This is a genomic window from Phaeobacter sp. JH20_37, from assembly GCF_048056015.1.
GTDB lineage: Bacteria > Pseudomonadota > Alphaproteobacteria > Rhodobacterales > Rhodobacteraceae > Phaeobacter > Phaeobacter bryozoorum.
This window is the reverse complement of record NZ_JAYMWW010000015.1, coordinates 103,599-121,049: the sequence shown is the minus strand read 5'-3', so window position 1 is coordinate 121,049 and position 17,451 is coordinate 103,599. Positions and strand designations below refer to the sequence as shown.

Annotated in this window: 18 protein-coding genes; 13 read left to right on the top strand and 5 right to left on the bottom strand. The window is 57.7% G+C overall.

Features of this window, described 5'->3' with window-relative positions:
- Positions 1-28: 28 nt before the first annotated feature.
- Positions 29-487 carry a DUF1810 domain-containing protein gene (locus VWZ87_RS13565; RefSeq protein WP_340547133.1) on the bottom strand — a complete coding sequence of 153 codons (459 nt, stop codon included), beginning with the start codon at positions 485-487 and terminating at the stop codon, positions 29-31.
- Positions 484-1,710, bottom strand: a complete 1,227-nt coding sequence (locus VWZ87_RS13560; protein WP_340547134.1) for an argininosuccinate synthase — start codon at positions 1,708-1,710, stop codon at positions 484-486. The genes VWZ87_RS13565 and VWZ87_RS13560 overlap by 4 nt, the downstream gene beginning before the upstream one ends.
- Before the next feature lie 134 nt (positions 1,711-1,844).
- Between VWZ87_RS13560 and VWZ87_RS13555 the strand changes: the two genes are divergently transcribed.
- Together VWZ87_RS13555 and ilvA are read left to right on the top strand one after the other, a co-directional pair.
- Positions 1,845-2,594 carry a hypothetical protein gene (locus VWZ87_RS13555; protein ID WP_416534334.1) on the top strand — a complete coding sequence of 250 codons (750 nt, stop codon included), beginning with the start codon at positions 1,845-1,847 and terminating at the stop codon, positions 2,592-2,594.
- Positions 2,595-2,666: 72 nt separating this feature from the next.
- A complete protein-coding gene (gene ilvA / locus VWZ87_RS13550; RefSeq protein ID WP_340547136.1) occupies positions 2,667-3,893 on the top strand; it encodes a threonine ammonia-lyase IlvA in 1,227 nt (408 codons plus the stop codon).
- A 12-nt stretch (positions 3,894-3,905) separates the two neighbouring features.
- Here ilvA and VWZ87_RS13545 read toward each other — a convergent pair whose 3' ends face one another.
- Complete coding sequence (locus VWZ87_RS13545) at positions 3,906-4,229, bottom strand: Hpt domain-containing protein (RefSeq protein ID WP_340547137.1); 324 nt, start codon at positions 4,227-4,229, stop codon at positions 3,906-3,908.
- Between the two features lie 177 nt (positions 4,230-4,406).
- Between VWZ87_RS13545 and VWZ87_RS13540 the strand changes: the two genes are divergently transcribed.
- Positions 4,407-5,678: a fused response regulator/phosphatase gene (locus VWZ87_RS13540; protein WP_340547138.1), complete on the top strand. Its 1,272-nt coding sequence runs from the start codon at positions 4,407-4,409 to the stop codon at positions 5,676-5,678.
- A 42-nt stretch (positions 5,679-5,720) separates the two neighbouring features.
- Here VWZ87_RS13540 and VWZ87_RS13535 read toward each other — a convergent pair whose 3' ends face one another.
- Positions 5,721-6,173, bottom strand: a complete 453-nt coding sequence (locus VWZ87_RS13535; protein WP_416534333.1) for an NUDIX hydrolase — start codon at positions 6,171-6,173, stop codon at positions 5,721-5,723.
- A 78-nt stretch (positions 6,174-6,251) separates the two neighbouring features.
- Between VWZ87_RS13535 and VWZ87_RS13530 the strand changes: the two genes are divergently transcribed.
- The 8 genes from VWZ87_RS13530 (at position 6,252) to VWZ87_RS13495 (ending at position 15,661) form a co-directional block, all read left to right on the top strand.
- A complete protein-coding gene (locus VWZ87_RS13530) occupies positions 6,252-7,253 on the top strand; it encodes an Hsp33 family molecular chaperone HslO (protein WP_416534332.1) in 1,002 nt (333 codons plus the stop codon).
- On the top strand, positions 7,246-7,842 hold the full coding sequence (locus VWZ87_RS13525; RefSeq protein WP_416534331.1) for a CoA pyrophosphatase: 597 nt from the start codon (positions 7,246-7,248) through the stop codon (positions 7,840-7,842). Before VWZ87_RS13530 ends, VWZ87_RS13525 begins: the two co-directional genes overlap by 8 nt.
- Positions 7,839-8,990: a CCA tRNA nucleotidyltransferase gene (locus VWZ87_RS13520; RefSeq protein WP_416534330.1), complete on the top strand. Its 1,152-nt coding sequence runs from the start codon at positions 7,839-7,841 to the stop codon at positions 8,988-8,990. The genes VWZ87_RS13525 and VWZ87_RS13520 overlap by 4 nt, the downstream gene beginning before the upstream one ends.
- A 224-nt stretch (positions 8,991-9,214) precedes the next feature.
- Positions 9,215-11,053 carry an ABC transporter ATP-binding protein gene (locus VWZ87_RS13515; RefSeq protein WP_416534329.1) on the top strand — a complete coding sequence of 613 codons (1,839 nt, stop codon included), beginning with the start codon at positions 9,215-9,217 and terminating at the stop codon, positions 11,051-11,053.
- Entirely contained in the window at positions 11,050-12,927 is a 1,878-nt protein-coding gene (locus VWZ87_RS13510) for an ABC transporter ATP-binding protein (RefSeq protein WP_416534328.1), read from the top strand. The genes VWZ87_RS13515 and VWZ87_RS13510 overlap by 4 nt, the downstream gene beginning before the upstream one ends.
- 88 nt (positions 12,928-13,015) lie before the next feature.
- Positions 13,016-14,263: a class I SAM-dependent RNA methyltransferase gene (locus VWZ87_RS13505; protein WP_416534327.1), complete on the top strand. Its 1,248-nt coding sequence runs from the start codon at positions 13,016-13,018 to the stop codon at positions 14,261-14,263.
- Positions 14,264-14,268: 5 nt separating this feature from the next.
- Entirely contained in the window at positions 14,269-15,078 is an 810-nt protein-coding gene (locus VWZ87_RS13500) for an ion transporter (RefSeq protein ID WP_340547146.1), read from the top strand.
- A gap of 64 nt (positions 15,079-15,142) precedes the next feature.
- On the top strand, positions 15,143-15,661 hold the full coding sequence (locus VWZ87_RS13495) for a L,D-transpeptidase family protein (RefSeq protein WP_340547147.1): 519 nt from the start codon (positions 15,143-15,145) through the stop codon (positions 15,659-15,661).
- A gap of 109 nt (positions 15,662-15,770) precedes the next feature.
- On the opposite strand, the gene VWZ87_RS13490 is transcribed toward VWZ87_RS13495, so the two are convergent.
- A complete protein-coding gene (locus VWZ87_RS13490; protein WP_340547148.1) occupies positions 15,771-16,262 on the bottom strand; it encodes a CAP domain-containing protein in 492 nt (163 codons plus the stop codon).
- A gap of 166 nt (positions 16,263-16,428) precedes the next feature.
- Between VWZ87_RS13490 and VWZ87_RS13485 the strand changes: the two genes are divergently transcribed.
- Both VWZ87_RS13485 and VWZ87_RS13480 read left to right on the top strand, forming a co-directional pair.
- On the top strand, positions 16,429-17,070 hold the full coding sequence (locus tag VWZ87_RS13485; protein ID WP_340547149.1) for a L,D-transpeptidase: 642 nt from the start codon (positions 16,429-16,431) through the stop codon (positions 17,068-17,070).
- 141 nt (positions 17,071-17,211) lie between these two features.
- A complete protein-coding gene (locus tag VWZ87_RS13480) occupies positions 17,212-17,394 on the top strand; it encodes a hypothetical protein (RefSeq protein WP_340547150.1) in 183 nt (60 codons plus the stop codon).
- Positions 17,395-17,451 lie beyond the last annotated feature (57 nt).

The window sequence follows — 17,451 nt, the reverse complement described above, 5'->3', positions numbered from 1 at the left end:
GTGACCAAAGGGGAGGTTACGTCAGCTTTCAAGACAGGCTGCTACGGGTGACCGGGCAGGGGGTTCCGTCGAAAAACGTCTCTAATACTTGTGAAAACACATCTGGTGCGCCAGGAACGGCAGCAAAGAGCGTCATTGATGAGCAGAGTTTCCTGGCGTCAGTTTCGCCGAGGATGGACGCGGCGCTGCGGTCTTTGTGGGTGAGCAGCAGCTCGCTCGCCTCGGTCAACCGCGCGTTCAGGACCGGATGGGCCAGATACGCGGTGGCCTCCGTCAGATCCTCGATCCCGTAGAGCTGCGCCATATGGGACTGGCCAAGGTCAGCAAGCTGGGGAAAGACGAACCACATCCAGTGGCTCGTCTTTTTACCGGCGGAGAGTTCGGCGCGGACATCGTTCCAAACGGTGTCCTGCGCCTCGACGAACATCTCCATCTCTTCGGTCAGATCGTCGTCTATATCATCTTCGATATCGACGCGGTCGCTCATTTCTTCAACCGGCGCTCGCGAGCGGCGAGAAGTTTCAGCCGCAGCGCGTTGAGCTGGATGAAGCCCGCTGCGTCCTTCTGATCATAGGCACCTGCGTCTTCCTCGAAGGTGACATGTGCTTCGGAGTAGAGCGAGTGATCTGACCAGCGGCCTACGGTGGATACGGAACCTTTGTACAGTTTAACACGTACGGTGCCGGTGACATGTTCCTGGCTGCGGTCGATGGCGGCTTGCAGCATTTCGCGCTCGGGCGAGTACCAGAAACCATTATAGATCAGCTCGGCATATTGCGGCATCAGCTGGTCTTTCAGGTGCATTGCGCCCCGGTCCATCGTGATGGATTCAATGCCGCGGTGGGCTTCGAGGAGGATGGTGCCGCCCGGAGTCTCATAGATGCCGCGGGATTTCATGCCAACAAACCGGCCTTCGACCAGATCGAGACGACCGATGCCGTGCTTGCCGCCGTATTCGTTCAGTTTGGTGAGAATGGTCGCGGGTGACATTGCCTCGCCGTTGATGCTGACGGCGTCACCTTTTTCAAAGCCGATCTCGATGAATTCAGCTTCATTCGGAGCATCCTCCGGGTGGACGGTGCGCTGATAGACATAGTCAGGCGCTGCAACGGCGGGGTCTTCCAGCACCTTGCCTTCGGAGGAGGTGTGCAGAAGGTTCGCATCCACGGAGAAGGGGGCTTCGCCACGTTTGTCCTTGGCCACAGGGATCTGGTGCGCCTCTGCGAATTCGAGCAGACGGGTGCGCGAGGTCAGATCCCATTCGCGCCAGGGGGCGATCACCTTGATATCGGGGTTCAGCGCATAGGCCGCCAGTTCGAACCGGACCTGATCGTTGCCCTTGCCGGTGGCGCCATGAGCAACCGCATCGGCGCCGGTTGCCTCGGCGATCTCGACCAGACGCTTGGAGATCAGCGGACGCGCGATGGAGGTGCCCAGCAGGTAGAGGCCTTCATAGACGGCATTGGCGCGGAACATCGGGAAGACGAAGTCCCGCACGAATTCTTCCCGCACGTCTTCGATATAGATGTTCTCTGGTTTGATGCCCAGCAGCTCTGCCTTCTGGCGGGCAGGTTCCAGTTCCTCACCCTGGCCGAGATCGGCGGTGAAGGTCACAACCTCACAACCGTATTCGGTCTGCAGCCATTTCAGAATGATTGACGTATCAAGGCCGCCGGAGTAGGCGAGGACAACTTTCTTGGGCGCGGACATGGGATTTCCTCTTGATCAGAACGCCAGCGGCCTATCCGGTTTTTGACAGAAGAGCAAGGTTTTCCCCATATCGGAACCGGAGTGTCCGCATAGTGGTCGCGTGCGACGATTGAGCAGTATTGGAGTCTGAATAAATGATTGGCTGGAAGCTATTTCTACACTCGGTAAGCATGGTGCAGCGGAATTTGCCGCAGCTTCTGAAGATCTTCCTTGTTCCCTCGCTGATTGCCATGGGGATTGCCTATTTGCTTCTTGGCGGTCTTTTTGGTGGCGGCTGGATGCAGGAGCAGAGGGGGGAGGGCCCGCAATTATTTGCAGTTCTGTGGCGCATTGTAGGGATGTGGATAGTGGTTGGTGTGATCGGGGCATGGACCGCGGTCGTCTGGCATCGCTATGTCTTGTTGGAGGAACACCCCAACGGCTGGCTGCCATCTTTCTACAAAGCTGAGGTCGGCAACTACATCATTGGTCTGATCAAGCTGATCGTTATCGGTACCGTTGTCATTGGCGTGATGATGTTTATCGGCATTGCCCTGATTAGCGGAATGGGGATGGTTGGCCTCGCTTTCCTGCTCGTCATCGCCATATTGATTGCCGTCTTCATGTATCGGATTGTTCTGATCCTACCTGCGGCAGCGCTGGGCAAACCACTTGGGATAGGTGAGTCGTTTGAGTTGACGGTAGGAGCTTTTGGAACGCTGTTTGTCCTCGCGCTTTGCCTTTTTGGTCTGCAATTGCTGTCCGAACTGATCCTGTATCTGCTGGCCGATGCCGTGTTGATTGCTATTGTTCTGCAGCTGATATTCTCGGTTGGACTTGCAGTATTGAATATCAGTGCTCTCACTACACTATACGGCTACTACGTCGAGAAACGTGCGATCTGATCTGCGGTATTCTTCAGTATGCTTTGATCCTGCCCCCTTGTCATGGGGGCGGGGTTGGGTCACTCAAGTGACATGAGTGATTTTCAGACCCAGGCCCGGGCCGCCGAACAGGCCATGCGCGCGATTTTCCCTGCCACGCCGCTGCAGCGCAGCACGCTGCTGTCGGAACGGTTCGATGCGGATATCTACCTGAAACGAGAAGATCTGAGCCCGGTGCGGTCCTACAAGATCCGCGGTGCGTTTAATGCAATGCGTAAGCAGCTGGACCAGTCGCTGTTTGTCTGTGCGTCAGCTGGAAATCATGCGCAGGGCGTTGCCTTTATGTGCCGCGAGCTGGACAAGCGCGGGGTGATCTTTATGCCGGTGACCACCCCTCAGCAGAAGATCCAGAAGACCCGCATGTTTGGCGGCGACAACGTCGAAATCCATCTGGTTGGCGACTATTTTGACGACACACTGTCGGCAGCTCAGACTTGGTGTGCAACGGAAGGCGGGCATTTTCTGTCACCATTTGATGATGATGATGTCATCGAAGGCCAGAGCTCCATCGCGGTCGAAATCGAGGCTCAGCTGGGCGCCGTTCCCGATCATGTGATCCTGCCGGTGGGCGGTGGTGGCATGTCGTCGGGCGTGGCCCGCTGGTTCGGCGACAAGGTGCATTGTCTTTTTGCAGAACCCTCTGGCGGCGCATGTCTGAGGGCGGCGCTAACTGCTGGACACCCCGTAGCACTGGACCATGTCGACACATTCGTCGATGGCGCCGCAGTTGGCCGCATCGGTGAGCGGCCGTTCGAGGTGCTGAAACATGTGCCCCTGCCGGACGTCCTGTCGATTGCCGAAGATCGGATCTGCACGACCATCCTTGAGATGTTGAACGTCGAAGGTGTGGTTCTGGAACCGGCTGGCGCGCTGGCGATCGAAGCCTTGCGCGATGTACGCTCCTGGATCCGTGGCAAGACGGTGGTCTGTCTCACGTCGGGCGGCAACTTTGACTTCGAGCGGTTGCCAGAAGTGAAGGAACGAGCGCAGCGCTATATGGGATTGAAAAAGTATTTCCTTCTGCGCTTGCCACAGCGACCCGGGGCACTGAAGGAGTTCCTGGGTATTCTGGGGCCAGAGGATGATATCGCCCGGTTCGAATATATGAAGAAATCAGCGCGCAACTTCGGTTCTGTTTTGATTGGTATAGAAACCAAGCGACCTGAGAATTTCGCTGATCTCTACGTCCGGTTGGATGCTGCCGGCTTTGCCTATACCGACATCACTAGCGATGAAACCCTGGCGCAATTCGTGATCTGAGCAGGTGCTGGCTCAGAGCTTGCTGCTCATGTCGCGCAGGAACTCTTCTTTTGACGCCTCATAGCTGGCGATGATCGTGGCTGTGTCCACATCCTTTGCCTCGCCCTGTGCCGAACGGCGCTCGCCTTCCTGACAGAGGCGGGAGAATTGAGAGAAGCCCAAATTAAGGGCGCTGCCTTTCAGGAAGTGCAAGTCCTGTTCCAAGGTGGTCAGATCCGGGGATCTCAGCTTTTCGATGACGCCTTCGACCTCTTCGAGGAAGATCTCGACAACTTCAGAGAAGTCCTCAGCGCCGACTTCCTCGTGCAGCTCCTTCGCGCGTGACCAATCAATCATCTTTGCAATCCTTGTTTTGATATCGCATTTTACGATTGCTTTACTTATAAACTCGTAAATCACCGTTTAACGCGAGGCTAGATCCATATTTCGCAAACTTCACTTCCTGTTAAGCGAAGAGCGCGATAGTGACTTGCGTTTAAGGTATCTTGCGCCGTTTTTTGTGGGGTTCACTCGGTGTTGCCAGACAGTTCGATCGAAATAAACCAAGAGGTTACGACCAATTCGATCCGCCGTGTCCTGGTGGTCGATGACAGCCGTCTGCAGCGACGAATCCTGGTGGCATCACTGAAGAAATGGGGATTCGACGTCGTCGAAGCTGAAAGCGGCGAGGTCGCGATGGAGATCTGCGAGAGTGATCCGCCAGATCTGATCCTCAGCGACTGGATGATGCCGGGAATGAATGGGCTGGAGTTCTGCCGGGCGTTCCGGGCCAAATCGCAGGATAACTACAGCTATTTCATCCTGCTGACCTCCAAGAGTGAAAAGAACGAGGTGGCGCAGGGGCTGGATGCCGGCGCGGATGATTTTCTGACCAAACCTGTCAGTTCGGACGAACTGCGCGCCAGAATCTCTGCGGGTGAGCGTATCCTGCGGATGCAGCGAGAACTCTCAGAGAAGAACCGGATCGTCTCGGATACGCTTGATGAATTGCAGCGGGTCTATGATGCTATCGACAAGGATCTGATTCAGGCGCGCAAAATTCAGGAATCGCTGGTTCCAGAACTGTCGCGAAAATTCGGGTCATCCACTGTCAGCCTGCTCTTGAAACCCTGCGGTCATATCGGTGGTGATCTGGTTGGCATGTTTTCACCCGGGGTGAACCGGATCGGCTTTTACTCGGTCGATGTCTCCGGTCATGGCATTACGTCCGCAATGATGACGGCGCGACTTGGCGGCTATTTGTCGTCGACCTATTTCGATCAGAACGTCGGCATGGAGAAGCGATTCAACCGCTTTTACGCCCTTCGCCAACCTGAAGAAGTTGCAAGCCTGCTGAATGCCCGGCTGATCGCCGACACCGGGATCGAAGAGTATTTTACTATGGCCTATTGCATCGTCGATCTGCGCAGCGGCGTGTTGAAGATGGTGCAGGCCGGCCATCCGCACCCATTGCTGATCCGCAAGGATGGCAGCACAGAGTTCATCGGGAAGGGCGGCGTTCCTGTGGGGCTGGTGCCAGATATCACCTATTCCCAAGAAGATGTGGTGATGGAGAAGGGCGACAGGCTGCTGCTGTATTCGGACGGTTTTACTGAGGCGCGTTTGGAGAATGGCGAGATGCTCGAGGCCGAGGGATTGGTGGATCTGATCGGCAAGTGCAACTCGGATCAGACCGGCCAAGAATTCCTCGACGATCTCTACTGGAACCTGACACAGGTGATGTCGTCGCAATACGGTTTGGAGGATGATGTATCCGCCACCCTATTCGAATATGAAGGCCCGTAAGCTGAGCCTTCACCGGGTCGCTCGCCAATCTTCGGCCGATTTCTAGCTTTGTCCCATCCATCGCGCGATATATCTGGCAAAGTGGCGATCACCGGCATTGCCGAGCATCTCCTGCGCGACATCCGCTCGCATCCAGAGCGCTTCATGCAGTGGTTCGCTCGGGTCTGAGATCTGCCGGGCCGGGCGCGCAATATAGATATGGCAGAGTTTCTCAGCCCATAGACCATACTCCGGCATATAGGCAAATCGGCGGAATGCCCCCAGCTTGCGGGGGGAGGAAATGGTCCAGCCGGTCTCCTCCATCACCTCCCGGTGCAATGCAAGAATAGGTGATTCGCCCGGATCTATGCCTCCTCCGGGCAGCTGAATATCCGGGCCTGGATCCTGCTGACAAGTCACCAGAAGCTTGCCATTTCGCGGCAAGAGAGCGTAGACGCCGGGCCTGCGCCGGTATCTTTTCGATTTATCCGGCGTATCGCCAAAACGTCTGATCACGGCGCTGACCTCTTCACTCTGATGGTGTAAACCCTATATAGGCCCGATATGCCAATCCACGGCGCGTAAGGAAACCCCATGACACTTGTATCGAAAATCGCGTGGGACGATACCGTCCTGCCCTTCCAGCTTGACGTATCGGACATGCGCGGCCGCGTTGCGCGGCTGGACGGTGTGTTGGATGGTATTCTGAAGCAGCATAATTACCCACCTGTCGTCGAGGCGCTGGTGGCCGAGATGGCATTGCTGACGGCTTTGATTGGTCAGACAGTCAAATTGCAATGGAAACTGTCCTTGCAGGTGCAGTCCAAAGGTGCGGTGAGGATGATCGCGACCGACTACTATGCCCCCCAGGCAGAAGGCGAGCCGGCCCGTATCCGCGCCTATGCCAGCTATGATGAAACACGGCTGACGGATGGCGCCCCCTTTGATCAGGTGGGAGAAGGGTATTTTGCGATTCTTGTCGATCAGGGTGAAGGGATGAAACCCTATCAGGGGATCACCCCTCTGGCGGGCGGATCGCTGGCCACCTGTGCCGAAGCCTATTTCGCCCAGTCCGAGCAGCTGCCAACGCGGTTCTCGCTTAGCTTTGGCCGTTCCGCCGAGCCGGGTGTGCCGGAGCACTGGCGGGCCGGGGGGATTATGCTGCAGCAGATGCCAAAGGCGTCTCCCTTTGTTGCTGACGGTACCGGCTCTGGCGATACGCTGGTGGCTGAAGATCTGGTGAACGGCGAAGAGGGCGAGAACTGGAACCGTGTGATGCACCTGCTTGCGACCGTCGAAGACATGGAGCTGATCGGCCCATCGGTAACGCCGACAGATCTGCTCCTGCGATTGTTTCACGAGGAACAACCGCGGGTTTTCGATGCCCAACAAGTCAAATTCGGATGTACCTGTTCCACCGAGCGGGTACGCGCAAGCCTGTCGATCTACTCCGCCAAGGACATCGCAACGATGACCACTGACGAAGGCCGCGTGACAGCCGATTGCCAGTTCTGTGGCGCCCATTATGATCTTGATCCGGCGACGCTGGGGTTTGAGGCCGATAAAACGGATGAGGCAGAGGGCGATAGTGCCTGATCTGCGAGAAAAGCTGACCGCTGCGCTGGGCGCTGAGGGGGGAGGGTCATCCGATTTTGATCTGAACCCCGACGTCGTTCTACCTGTTGATCGTAAATTGCGACCGGCAGGCGTTCTGGTGGCGATCAGCATCGCTGAGGGCGTGCCGCAGGTCATCCTGACAAAACGCTCATCGGCGTTGAAACATCATCCCGGCCAGATCGCTTTTGCCGGTGGGAAGCAGGACGCAGGTGATGCAAACGTGACCGATGCCGCCCTGCGTGAAGCATGGGAAGAGATCGGGCTGCCGCGTGATCTTCCGCAAATTGTCGGTCAGCTACCTGCGCATGAAACTGTGACCGGGTTCATGGTGACGCCGGTGGTGGCCCTGATTGATCAGACCTTTGATATCAAGGCCGAAGCTGGCGAGGTTGCCGAGGTTTTCAGTGTCCCACTCTCACATCTCAGCGATCCGTCTCGCTATCAGATCCAGTCGCGTCGCTGGCGTGGGGTGCGGCGGAACTACTTCGCTGTTCCATACGGTCCCTATTACATTTGGGGCGCAACCGCGCGAATGCTGCGCGGCCTCGCCGACCGGATGCAGTCATGAGATATCTGACCGCGCCCTGGCTCGATGATCCGGCTGTCCAGCGCGTCTGCGAGGTGCTGACCGAGGGCGGTGCGGAGGTCTATTTCGTCGGAGGATGTGTGCGTAATGCGCTATTGGGCGCGCCGGTTTCAGATCTCGACCTGTCCACCAACGCGCTGCCGCAACAGGTTATCGAACTGGCCGACAAGGCCGGCATCAAAGCCATACCAACAGGCATTGATCACGGCACTGTAACACTGGTGCATCGCGGCACGCCCTATGAGATCACCACCTTTCGTCGTGACGTTGCTACCGACGGGCGTCGCGCTGTCGTCGCATTTGCGGATCGTATCGAGGAGGATGCGGCGCGACGCGACTTTACCATGAATGCGCTTTACGCTCGCCCGGATGGGGAACTGGTTGATCCCCTGAACGGTCTTCCGGATCTGCGCGCGGGGATTGTGCGGTTCATCGGCATTGCCGAACACCGCATTCGCGAGGACTATCTGCGCTCGCTTCGGTATTTCAGATTCCACGCCTGGTACGGAGATTTGGATGCTGGGTTTGATCCGGACGCACTGTCGGCGATCGCGAGCAACCTGAATGGCATCGCAACCCTATCGCGTGAGCGCGTCGGGAGTGAGATCCTGAAGCTTCTTGCAGCCCCCGATCCGGCGCCGGCGATTGCGATTATGCGGCAAATCGGATTGCTCGCATTGATTCTGCCGGGCAGCGATGATCGCGCCCTGGCACCGTTGATCCATCTGGAAGAGGGGTCCGCCCCCGATCCCATTCGCCGTCTTGCAGCGCTCGGCGGTAGCGCTCCGGGCGAGGTTCTGAGGTTGAGCAAATCTCAGGCCGCCGAGATACGCTTGCTTCGCAAAGAGGTTGAAGGAAGCCAAAGTCCGGCTGCCCTTGCCTATTATCATGGGGCGGCCATCGCCCGCAGCGTGATCCTGTTGCGATCTGCACTGCTTGAGATGCCGATTTCGCCTGACTTAGAGACTGAAATCAATCTTGGCGCGTCCGCCGTATTCCCCGTGTCGGCGCAGGATCTGATGCCTGAACTCCAGGGGCCTGCTCTTGGCGCGGAGCTCAACTCCTTGCGTGATAAATGGATCAGATCCGGGTTTGCCCTGACGCGGAAAGAGCTGCTGGGACTGGCCTGAAGCGCACGTGCTGATTGTCGTGCGTCGCCCACCGCGTCAAAAGGGGTGACAGAGTGGAATTTTTTTCCTACCCATATGGGACCATCTTATGACGGGAGGAATACGCATGTATCACGGGATCTGGCGCAATTAACGCCTGACCTGTCCGACGTCTGTCGGAGGGGCCACGGCGATGGCCTTTGTTCGCATGACTATTCCATATGCTCAATTATTGGAGCACCCGCATGTTTCGTTTCTTCGAAAACCTTATCGACCCCTATTGTGATTACCCGGAAACCGACACTCCGCCACGGCGACTGTGGCCGTTCCTGAAAGATTATTCGCAGCCCTTCAAAAAGGTCTTTGCGGCCACCGCGTTTATGTCGGTCATCGTCGCAGCCGTTGAAATCGGTCTGATCCATTACATGGGACGGGTTGTGGACCTGTTGTCCGGTGAACCGGCCGATGTCTGGCAGGCTCACGGGACAGAGTTGATCCTGCTGGCTGTATTTATCCTGACCATTCGGCCGCTGCTGCAGCTACTGGATGTGCTGTTGCTGAATAACGCTATCCTTCCAAACTTCGGGACTTTGATCCGCTGGCGTTCACATAAGCATGTATTGCGGCAATCGGTTGGCTGGTTTGAGAATGATTTTGCCGGGCGGATCGCAAACCGGATAATGCAGACACCGCCTGCCGCTGGTGAGGTGGTGTTTCAGGTCTTTGATGCGATCACATTCGCATTGGCCTATCTGGCTGGCGCGGCTCTGTTGCTGTGGTTGGCGGACATGCGGCTGATGATGCCACTGTTGGTGTGGTTTGCGCTTTATGCGATGCTGATCCGCTGGACAGTGCGCCGGGTCGGGCCAGCCAGCCAAGCCGCCTCCGACGCCCGATCCACGGTGACCGGTCGGGTTGTTGACAGCTATTCCAACATTCATTCGGTCAAGATGTTCGCCCATCACGATACCGAACTGACCTATGCCAAAGAGGCGATTGAGCGTACGCGCAAGACGTTCCAGGCGGAGATGCGGCTCTATACAATCATGGATGCCGCATTGGTGACGCTGAATGGCCTGCTGATCGTTGGGGTGGTCGGTTGGGCGATCCTGCTGTGGATGCAGGGGCAGGCTTCGGTCGGGGTTGTCGCCTCTGCTACGGCGCTGACCCTGCGTCTCAATGCTATGACCGGGTGGATCATGTGGGCGCTGACCACGTTTTTCCGGCAGCTTGGTGTCGTGGCCGAGGGGATGGAAACCATTGCCCAGCCGATTGAACTGGTGGATGCAGCTGATGCCAAGCCGCTTGATTTACGCGATGGGGAGATGGAGCTCCGGCAGCTGTCCCATCATTACGGGCGCGGCTCTGGCGGTCTGGATCAGGTCAGTCTGACCATTCGTCCAGGAGAGAAAATCGGCCTGATCGGGCGGTCTGGTGCCGGGAAATCGACCTTGGTGAAACTGCTGTTGCGGTTCTACGATCCCGAGGGCGGGCAGATCCTGATCGACGGGCAAGATATCCGTACCGTCACACAGGACAGTCTGCGCGCCCAGATTGGGATGGTGCAGCAGGACAGTGCCCTATTGCACCGATCGGTGCGAGACAACCTGCTCTATGGTCGGCCTGACGCCAGCGAGGCCGAGATGATCGAGGCCGCAAAGCAAGCGCGGGCGCATGAGTTCATCCTTGACCTAGAGGATCCCGAAGGCCGCAGGGGCTACGATGCGCATGTCGGTGAACGGGGCGTGAAGCTCTCAGGCGGGCAACGTCAGCGAGTGACACTGGCTCGGGTAATCCTGAAGGATGCACCTATCTTGATTCTGGATGAGGCGACATCGGCGCTGGACTCAGAGGTTGAGGCCGAAATCCAGCAAACGCTATACGGGATGATGCAAGGCAAGACGGTGATAGCGATTGCCCACCGTCTGTCCACCATCGCCCAGATGGACCGTATTCTGGTTATGGATGACGGTCGTATCGTCGAGGAGGGCACCCATGGCGTGCTTTTGCGGTCAGAGGGCCTATATGCCCAGTTCTGGGCGCGGCAATCCGGCGGCTTCCTGAACATTGAGGCAGCAGAATGAAACTGGGCAATTTGATCGACGCATTTCAACCGGCCGACGGCGCCCCACCAGATCAGTTGGGGCGCTTTTTGCGATGGTGTCTGTCCGGCGCCTGGCCAATGCTCACGGTGGCTGCGGTCTTTTCGGCGCTCGCCGGTGGAATGGAGGCGGTCACGGCTTATATTCTGGGTCTGGTGATAGATACGGCGATAGCCAGCGGGCCGGACCGGTTCTTCTCGGCAGGTAATCTGGTGATACTTGCCGGTGCGTTGGGTTTCTTCCTGTTGTTGCGGCCGATCCTTTTTGGCCTCTCTGCGGCGTCCAACGCAATTATTGTGCAGCCGAACGTCAATCCGCTGGTGCTGTCCCGTCTCAATCGTTGGACAATGGGGCAATCGGTGCGTTTCTTCGATGATGATTTTGCAGGTCGCATCGCACAGAAGCAGATGCAGACTGCTAATGCGGTGACGTCGGTGGCGGTTGAGGTGATCAATGTCGTCGCCTTCGCGCTGGCATCACTGCTTGGCGCGCTGGCATTGCTAGGGGCGATTGACTGGCGGATCACTGGATTGTTCGTGGTTTGGCTGGTCGGGTATTTTGCCACAATCCGTTGGTTTCTGCCGCGCATCAGAAAGCGGTCTGCGGCGCGGGCTGGCGCGCGGGCTATGGTTACCGGGCAGGTGGTCGATACGATCACCAACATCAAAACGGTGAAGTTGTTCGCCCATGCCGATTTTGAAGAACGGACGGCACAGGATTCGATGGCCGATTTCCGTAACAAGGCGCTTCATTTCGGCTATCTGTCGGCGACCTTCCGGTTCTGTCTGATGACTCTGGCAGGAGTGCTGCCTGTCCTGCTGATTGGTGCTACGCTTGTGTTGTGGCGGGACGGGATGGCGACCGAAGGTGATATCGTTGCGGCGGGCGCGGTGTCGGTGAGGATCGCGCAGATGACGGGCTGGGTCAGCTTTACGCTGATGGCGATCTACTCCAACATTGGCGAAATCGAAAACGGCATGAAGACGCTAACGCGTCCTGACCGGGTTGAGGATCAAGACACCGCCAAGACGCTGCGGACCAAAGGTGGACGCATTGAATTCCGAAATGTCGGCTTTGCCTATGGGCGCGATGTCGGCGGTATTCAGGATGTTTCCCTGACAATTGAACCGGGTGAAAAACTGGGGATTGTCGGGGCTTCCGGCGCGGGGAAATCCACGCTCGTGTCGCTTCTGTTGCGGCTCTACGATGGGGAAAAAGGCCAAATCCTGATCGATGGGACAAACGTTTCAGAGGTGACGCAGAACTCGCTGCGCAGCCAGATCGGCATGGTCACGCAGGAAACCGCAATGTTCAATCGCTCGGCGCGCGACAATATCCTTTACGGTCGGCCGGAGGCCAGCGAACTGGAGCTTATTGCCGCCGCAAAAAAGGCGGAGGCTCATGAATTCATTCTTGACCTGGAGGATGCACAGGGCCGCAGCGGCTATGATGCCCATCTCGGCGAACGGGGTGTGAAACTGTCCGGCGGCCAACGTCAGCGGATCGCGCTGGCCCGAGCCATCCTGAAGGATGCACCCATTCTGGTTCTGGATGAGGCGACCTCGGCGCTCGACTCCGAGGTGGAGGCGGCGATTCAGTCGGCGCTGGAGCGGGTCATGCAGGGCAAGACGGTTCTGGCCATCGCACACCGCCTGTCGACGCTGAGTGAAATGGATCGGATCATCGTCATGGATCAAGGTCGGATTGCGGAGGTGGGCACCCATGATGCACTGCTGAAGCAAGGCGGTCTTTACGCGAAGTTCTGGTCGCGGCAATCCGGCGGCTTCATTCGGACCGAAGGCGATGATGATGAGGTCGATCCGATCACTCGACGATCGTGGGATGCGGCGGAATAGGAAGTACTGGGCGCCCGCACAAAGGTCGTTCACACGGAGACTGCGCATTTTTCTTTTGCGCGGGCCAGTCGCAGGGTATGCAGCGCCCATGACACATGCAGCTAGAACCACAGCCACAATCATTCGTCTTGGCCATCAGGGGGACGGAGTCGCCGAGGGCCCGCTTTTTGCGCCACGCACCCTGCCCGGAGAGACCGTCAGCGGTATTCGCGACGGGCACCAGCTCACGGATATCCGCATCGAGAACCCGTCAGAGGCACGCGTCCAGGCGCCTTGTCGGCATTATAAATCCTGTGGTGGCTGTCAGCTGCAACATGCGACAGATGATTTTGTCGCGGGCTGGAAGGTCGATATTGTGCGCAATGCGCTGGCTGCCCAGGGGATTGAGACGGCGTTTCGCCCGATCCACACCTCACCGCCACAATCTCGCCGTCGCGCCACCCTGTCAGTGCGCCGCACCAAGAAAGGGGCGATGGCTGGATTCCATGGCCGCGCGTCCGGGGTAATTACAGAGATACCCGATTGCCAGTTGCTGGCACCACAGCTTCTGGCTGCTGTGCCGATGGCGGAGGCACTGGCCATGGCTGGCGCCAGCCGCAAGGCACCGCTTTCGGTGACGGTGACCCTCTCGGAGGTTGGCGTTGATGTACTGGTGACCAACGGCAAGCCGCTGGATGGCGCGCTTCGGATCGCGTTGGCGCAGGTGGTCGACGCGCATCGTATTGCAAGGCTGACCTGGGAGGATGAGCTGATCGGTATGGAACAGCCGCCAACTCAACCCTTTGGTCCGGCACATGTCTGCCCGCCGCCAGGTGCCTTTCTACAGGCTACCCGTGATGGCGAGGCGGCCCTGCTCGCGGCGGTCGAGGAGGTTGTCGCGGGGGCAAAACGTCTCGTCGACCTATTTGCCGGCTGCGGGACTTTTTCGCTGCCACTGGCGAAAAACGCTGAGGTCCACGCTGTCGAGGGTGAAAGCGCCATGTTGCGCGCATTGGATGCCGGTTGGCGGCAGGCCAAAGGCTTGAAGAAAGTCACCACCGAGACCCGCGATCTGTTTCGCAACCCGTTGCTGCCGGAGGATCTGAATCCGTTTGGAACGGAGTTTGACGCTGCAGTGATTGACCCGCCGCGCGCTGGTGCTGAGGCCCAGGCCACTCAGCTGGTTGCAGCACGTACGAAACGGGTTGCCTATGTTTCCTGCAATCCAGTCACCTTTGCCCGTGATGCGAAGATTTTGACCGATGGCGGCTATCGGCTGGATTGGGTACAGGTGGTCGATCAATTCCGCTGGTCCTCGCATACGGAACTCGCGGCCAGCTTTTCCTACGTGGGGTAGAACCGGTGAGCATCAGTGCAAAACAAACCCTGAACCAGCGGCTGGGCGATCTTATCGCCAGTGATCGTTTTGGCAACTTCATCACTGTGGTGATTCTGATCAATGCCGTGACGCTGGGAATGGAGACATCTGATACGATCATGTCCCGATTCGGGACGATCGTTCTGTTTGTCGATCAGCTGTGCCTGGGGATTTTTGTCGTTGAACTGCTGGCAAAACTCTGGGTACAGCGGCTGCGGTTTTTCCTGCGCGGCTGGAACATCTTTGACTTTGTGATCGTCAGCATCGCCTTTCTTCCTGGGGCGCAGGGGATGTCCGTCCTGCGGGCGCTGCGCATATTGCGGGTGTTGCGCGTCATCTCCGTTGCGCCGCGGCTGCGACGGGTGGTTGAGGGTTTCATTACTGCGCTACCGGGCATGGGCTCAGTCTTCCTGCTGATGGCTATCATCTTCTACATCGGCTCCGTCATCGCGACGAAACTCTTCGCGGACAGTTTCCCGGAATGGTTCGGTAATCTCGCGCTGAGCGCATATTCCCTGTTCCAGATCATGACTTTGGAAAGCTGGTCCATGGGCATCGTACGCCCTGTCATGGAGATCTACCCCTATGCCTGGGCGTTCTTTGTGCCGTTTATCATGGTCACCACCTTTGCGGTTGTGAACCTCTTGGTCGGCCTGATCGTGAATTCGATGCAGGATGCCCATCACGAGGAAGAGGGCGAACGCACGGACGCTTATCGGGATCTGGTTCTGGCTCGGCTGGAGGCAATCGAGCAGCAAATCGCGACGCTGCAACCGCCGCACGAGAAGAAGTGATTTTGAATTTTCCACCGAAGATAGTAGTTGGAAAATGAGGCAAATCAGGCAGAGACCTAGAATAATGGATAGACGTACATTCGGATTGGGCGCCGCGGCGACCCTTGGGCTGGCGGGCTGCAGCTCCGGCCCCAGCAAATTCCGCAGTTACAATGGCCCCGAGGTAACCTCGGTTGTTGTCAATAAAGGCGCCCGCAAGGTCTATCTTCTGCACAATGAGGATATTCTGCGCGAATATGAAATGGAGCTGGGTTTCGCACCGCAGGGCCACAAGCAGATCGAGGGCGATGGCAAAACTCCCGAAGGCACCTATCTGATCGACCGGCGCAATCCCAACAGTCGTTATCACCTCTCCATCGGGATCTCTTACCCCAACGCACAGGACCGGGCAAAGGCGGCCGCGATGGGCAAGAAACCGGGTGGCGAGATTTTCATTCACGGTGAGCCAAATAACCCCAAGGAACGCAAACGCGCTGCGCGGGTGGATGACTGGACTGCGGGCTGCATTGCGGTCAGCAACGATGAGATCGAAGAGATCTATGCGATGGTGCGCGACGGTACGTTGATTACCCTGCGTCCCTGATCGTCTGCACTGTAACCGTGCCAGCGCTGATCGTCTCGTGATAGAAAAGGCCCAATTGCCATGCAGCGATCGGGCCTTCTTCGTTCAGGTAAAGATTGGATCGGCGCGCTTAGCTACCCATGACCAGGGTCCACCAGATCTTGCCATTGGATTCCTGGAACCAGGAGAAGCCCATGGTGCGCGCTTTGGCGTCCATGATGACCGAACGGGTGGCCGGTTGTTCCATCCAGGCTGTAAGCGTCTGCAACTCGGTCTCATATGTTTCCGAAATCGTCTCGCCGATCATTGTGCCGGTGAAACCAGTGCGGGCAACGCGGTCGAGCGGGGAAGAGCCGTCGGAGCCAAAATGCCACGGACGGTTCTGGACCGACATGTCGCGCGAATGGGTTGCGGCCGCAGCGGTCAGCTGGGGGTTCAGCTGGACAATCGGCTTGCCTGCCGCTTCGCGAAGGGCGTTGACCGAGTCGAGCATCCGCAGCTGTACTTTGTCGGCGTTACGGATCCGGTACACGCTGCCGCCTGTGCTGCCATCAGGTGCAGGGGCACAGGCTGCGACAAGGGTCATCAGCCCGGCGATAAGGATCAGAAATACACGTGTCATACTACACCTTGCTTCGTTGACTGGGGCTGCAATAGCCCGGCTGTGACATAGGCGCAAACATGTCAGCGGTGAATTGACCGTCGCGGGATTGTTTGATTTGCGACTGAGGCATTCGCGCCATAAGATACGGCATAACGAATGCATATCTCCGCAGTTTGGAAAAGTCATGACCCGCAGCCCCTTCGAATCCTTCTCTAGACGGCAATTTCTCGCCGGTTCCGTTTCTGTCGGCGCATCGCTGGTTGGCGGCGGTCTTGCCAGCGACGTCTGGGCACAGGATGCCACGGACACGACCGCGGAGGGTTTTGACCCGCTGCGCCCGCCGCCGGAGCCGGAGGCGCCGGTTCAGCGTAACATCTCGGCGTTCCGGTCCAAGGACTGGCGGCCCTATTTCGACAATCTGCGCAACGGAGCCGTGCTGGTGGATATCGACAGCCGCGCCCTGCATTTCTGGTCGGAAGACCAGAGCACCTACAAGCTATATCCCTCGTCCGTGCCGCTCTCCGATGATCTGACGCGCCGCGGCCGGACCCAGATTATCCGCAAGGTCGATGGGCCTGGCTGGGCGCCGACTCCGAACATGCGCAAGCGCAATCCTGAGTGGCCTGCCTATATCCCGCCGGGGCCGGACAATCCGCTTGGAACCCATGCTTTGTATCTCAGCTGGAAGTATTACCGAATCCACGGCACGCATGACACGCGCAAGATCGGGCGCAGGTCTTCAAACGGCTGTATCGGCCTTTATAACGAGCATATTTCGCAGCTGTTTGCGCTAACGAAAGTGGGCACTCAAGTGTTGCTAATTTGACGACATCGGCCCATTCCAGAGGCCGAATCATGCAACAAGCAATTGCAATGTCGCGATTTTGCTGATTAGAAAAATATCACGAGGTAAGTCTTGGGCGCGTGGTTCGGGTGGACTGAACTGCGCATATTTTTGGAGGTTAACATGAAAAAACTCGTTATCGCTGCTGCTCTGACTGCTGCTGCTTCGACCGCTTCCGCGGGCAACCTGGCTGAGCCGATTGTTGAGGCGCCGGTTATTGTTGAGCAGACCGAAAGCTCCTCCAGCGGCATCCTTCTGCCGCTGCTGCTGCTGGTTCTGGTTGGCGCAGCTGTTGCAAGCAACTAATTGCTTGTCTCAGAACGGTAAGAAAGGCGGTGGATTTTCCACCGCCTTTTTTCATGT

What these genes read in the sequence shown, in the direction of transcription:
- VWZ87_RS13565 (WP_340547133.1), bottom strand. Translation starts at nt 487, where the DNA reads ATGAGCGACCGCGTCGATATCGAAGATGATATAGACGACGATCTGACC.
- VWZ87_RS13560 (WP_340547134.1), bottom strand. Translation starts at nt 1,710, where the DNA reads ATGTCCGCGCCCAAGAAAGTTGTCCTCGCCTACTCCGGCGGCCTTGAT.
- VWZ87_RS13555 (WP_416534334.1), top strand. Translation starts at nt 1,845, where the DNA reads ATGATTGGCTGGAAGCTATTTCTACACTCGGTAAGCATGGTGCAGCGG.
- ilvA (WP_340547136.1), top strand. Translation starts at nt 2,667, where the DNA reads ATGAGTGATTTTCAGACCCAGGCCCGGGCCGCCGAACAGGCCATGCGC.
- VWZ87_RS13545 (WP_340547137.1), bottom strand. Translation starts at nt 4,229, where the DNA reads ATGATTGATTGGTCACGCGCGAAGGAGCTGCACGAGGAAGTCGGCGCT.
- VWZ87_RS13530 (WP_416534332.1), top strand. Translation starts at nt 6,252, where the DNA reads ATGACACTTGTATCGAAAATCGCGTGGGACGATACCGTCCTGCCCTTC.
- VWZ87_RS13520 (WP_416534330.1), top strand. Translation starts at nt 7,839, where the DNA reads ATGAGATATCTGACCGCGCCCTGGCTCGATGATCCGGCTGTCCAGCGC.
- VWZ87_RS13515 (WP_416534329.1), top strand. Translation starts at nt 9,215, where the DNA reads ATGTTTCGTTTCTTCGAAAACCTTATCGACCCCTATTGTGATTACCCG.
- VWZ87_RS13510 (WP_416534328.1), top strand. Translation starts at nt 11,050, where the DNA reads ATGAAACTGGGCAATTTGATCGACGCATTTCAACCGGCCGACGGCGCC.
- VWZ87_RS13505 (WP_416534327.1), top strand. Translation starts at nt 13,016, where the DNA reads ATGACACATGCAGCTAGAACCACAGCCACAATCATTCGTCTTGGCCAT.
- VWZ87_RS13495 (WP_340547147.1), top strand. Translation starts at nt 15,143, where the DNA reads ATGGATAGACGTACATTCGGATTGGGCGCCGCGGCGACCCTTGGGCTG.
- VWZ87_RS13490 (WP_340547148.1), bottom strand. Translation starts at nt 16,262, where the DNA reads ATGACACGTGTATTTCTGATCCTTATCGCCGGGCTGATGACCCTTGTC.
- VWZ87_RS13485 (WP_340547149.1), top strand. Translation starts at nt 16,429, where the DNA reads ATGACCCGCAGCCCCTTCGAATCCTTCTCTAGACGGCAATTTCTCGCC.
- VWZ87_RS13480 (WP_340547150.1), top strand. Translation starts at nt 17,212, where the DNA reads ATGAAAAAACTCGTTATCGCTGCTGCTCTGACTGCTGCTGCTTCGACC.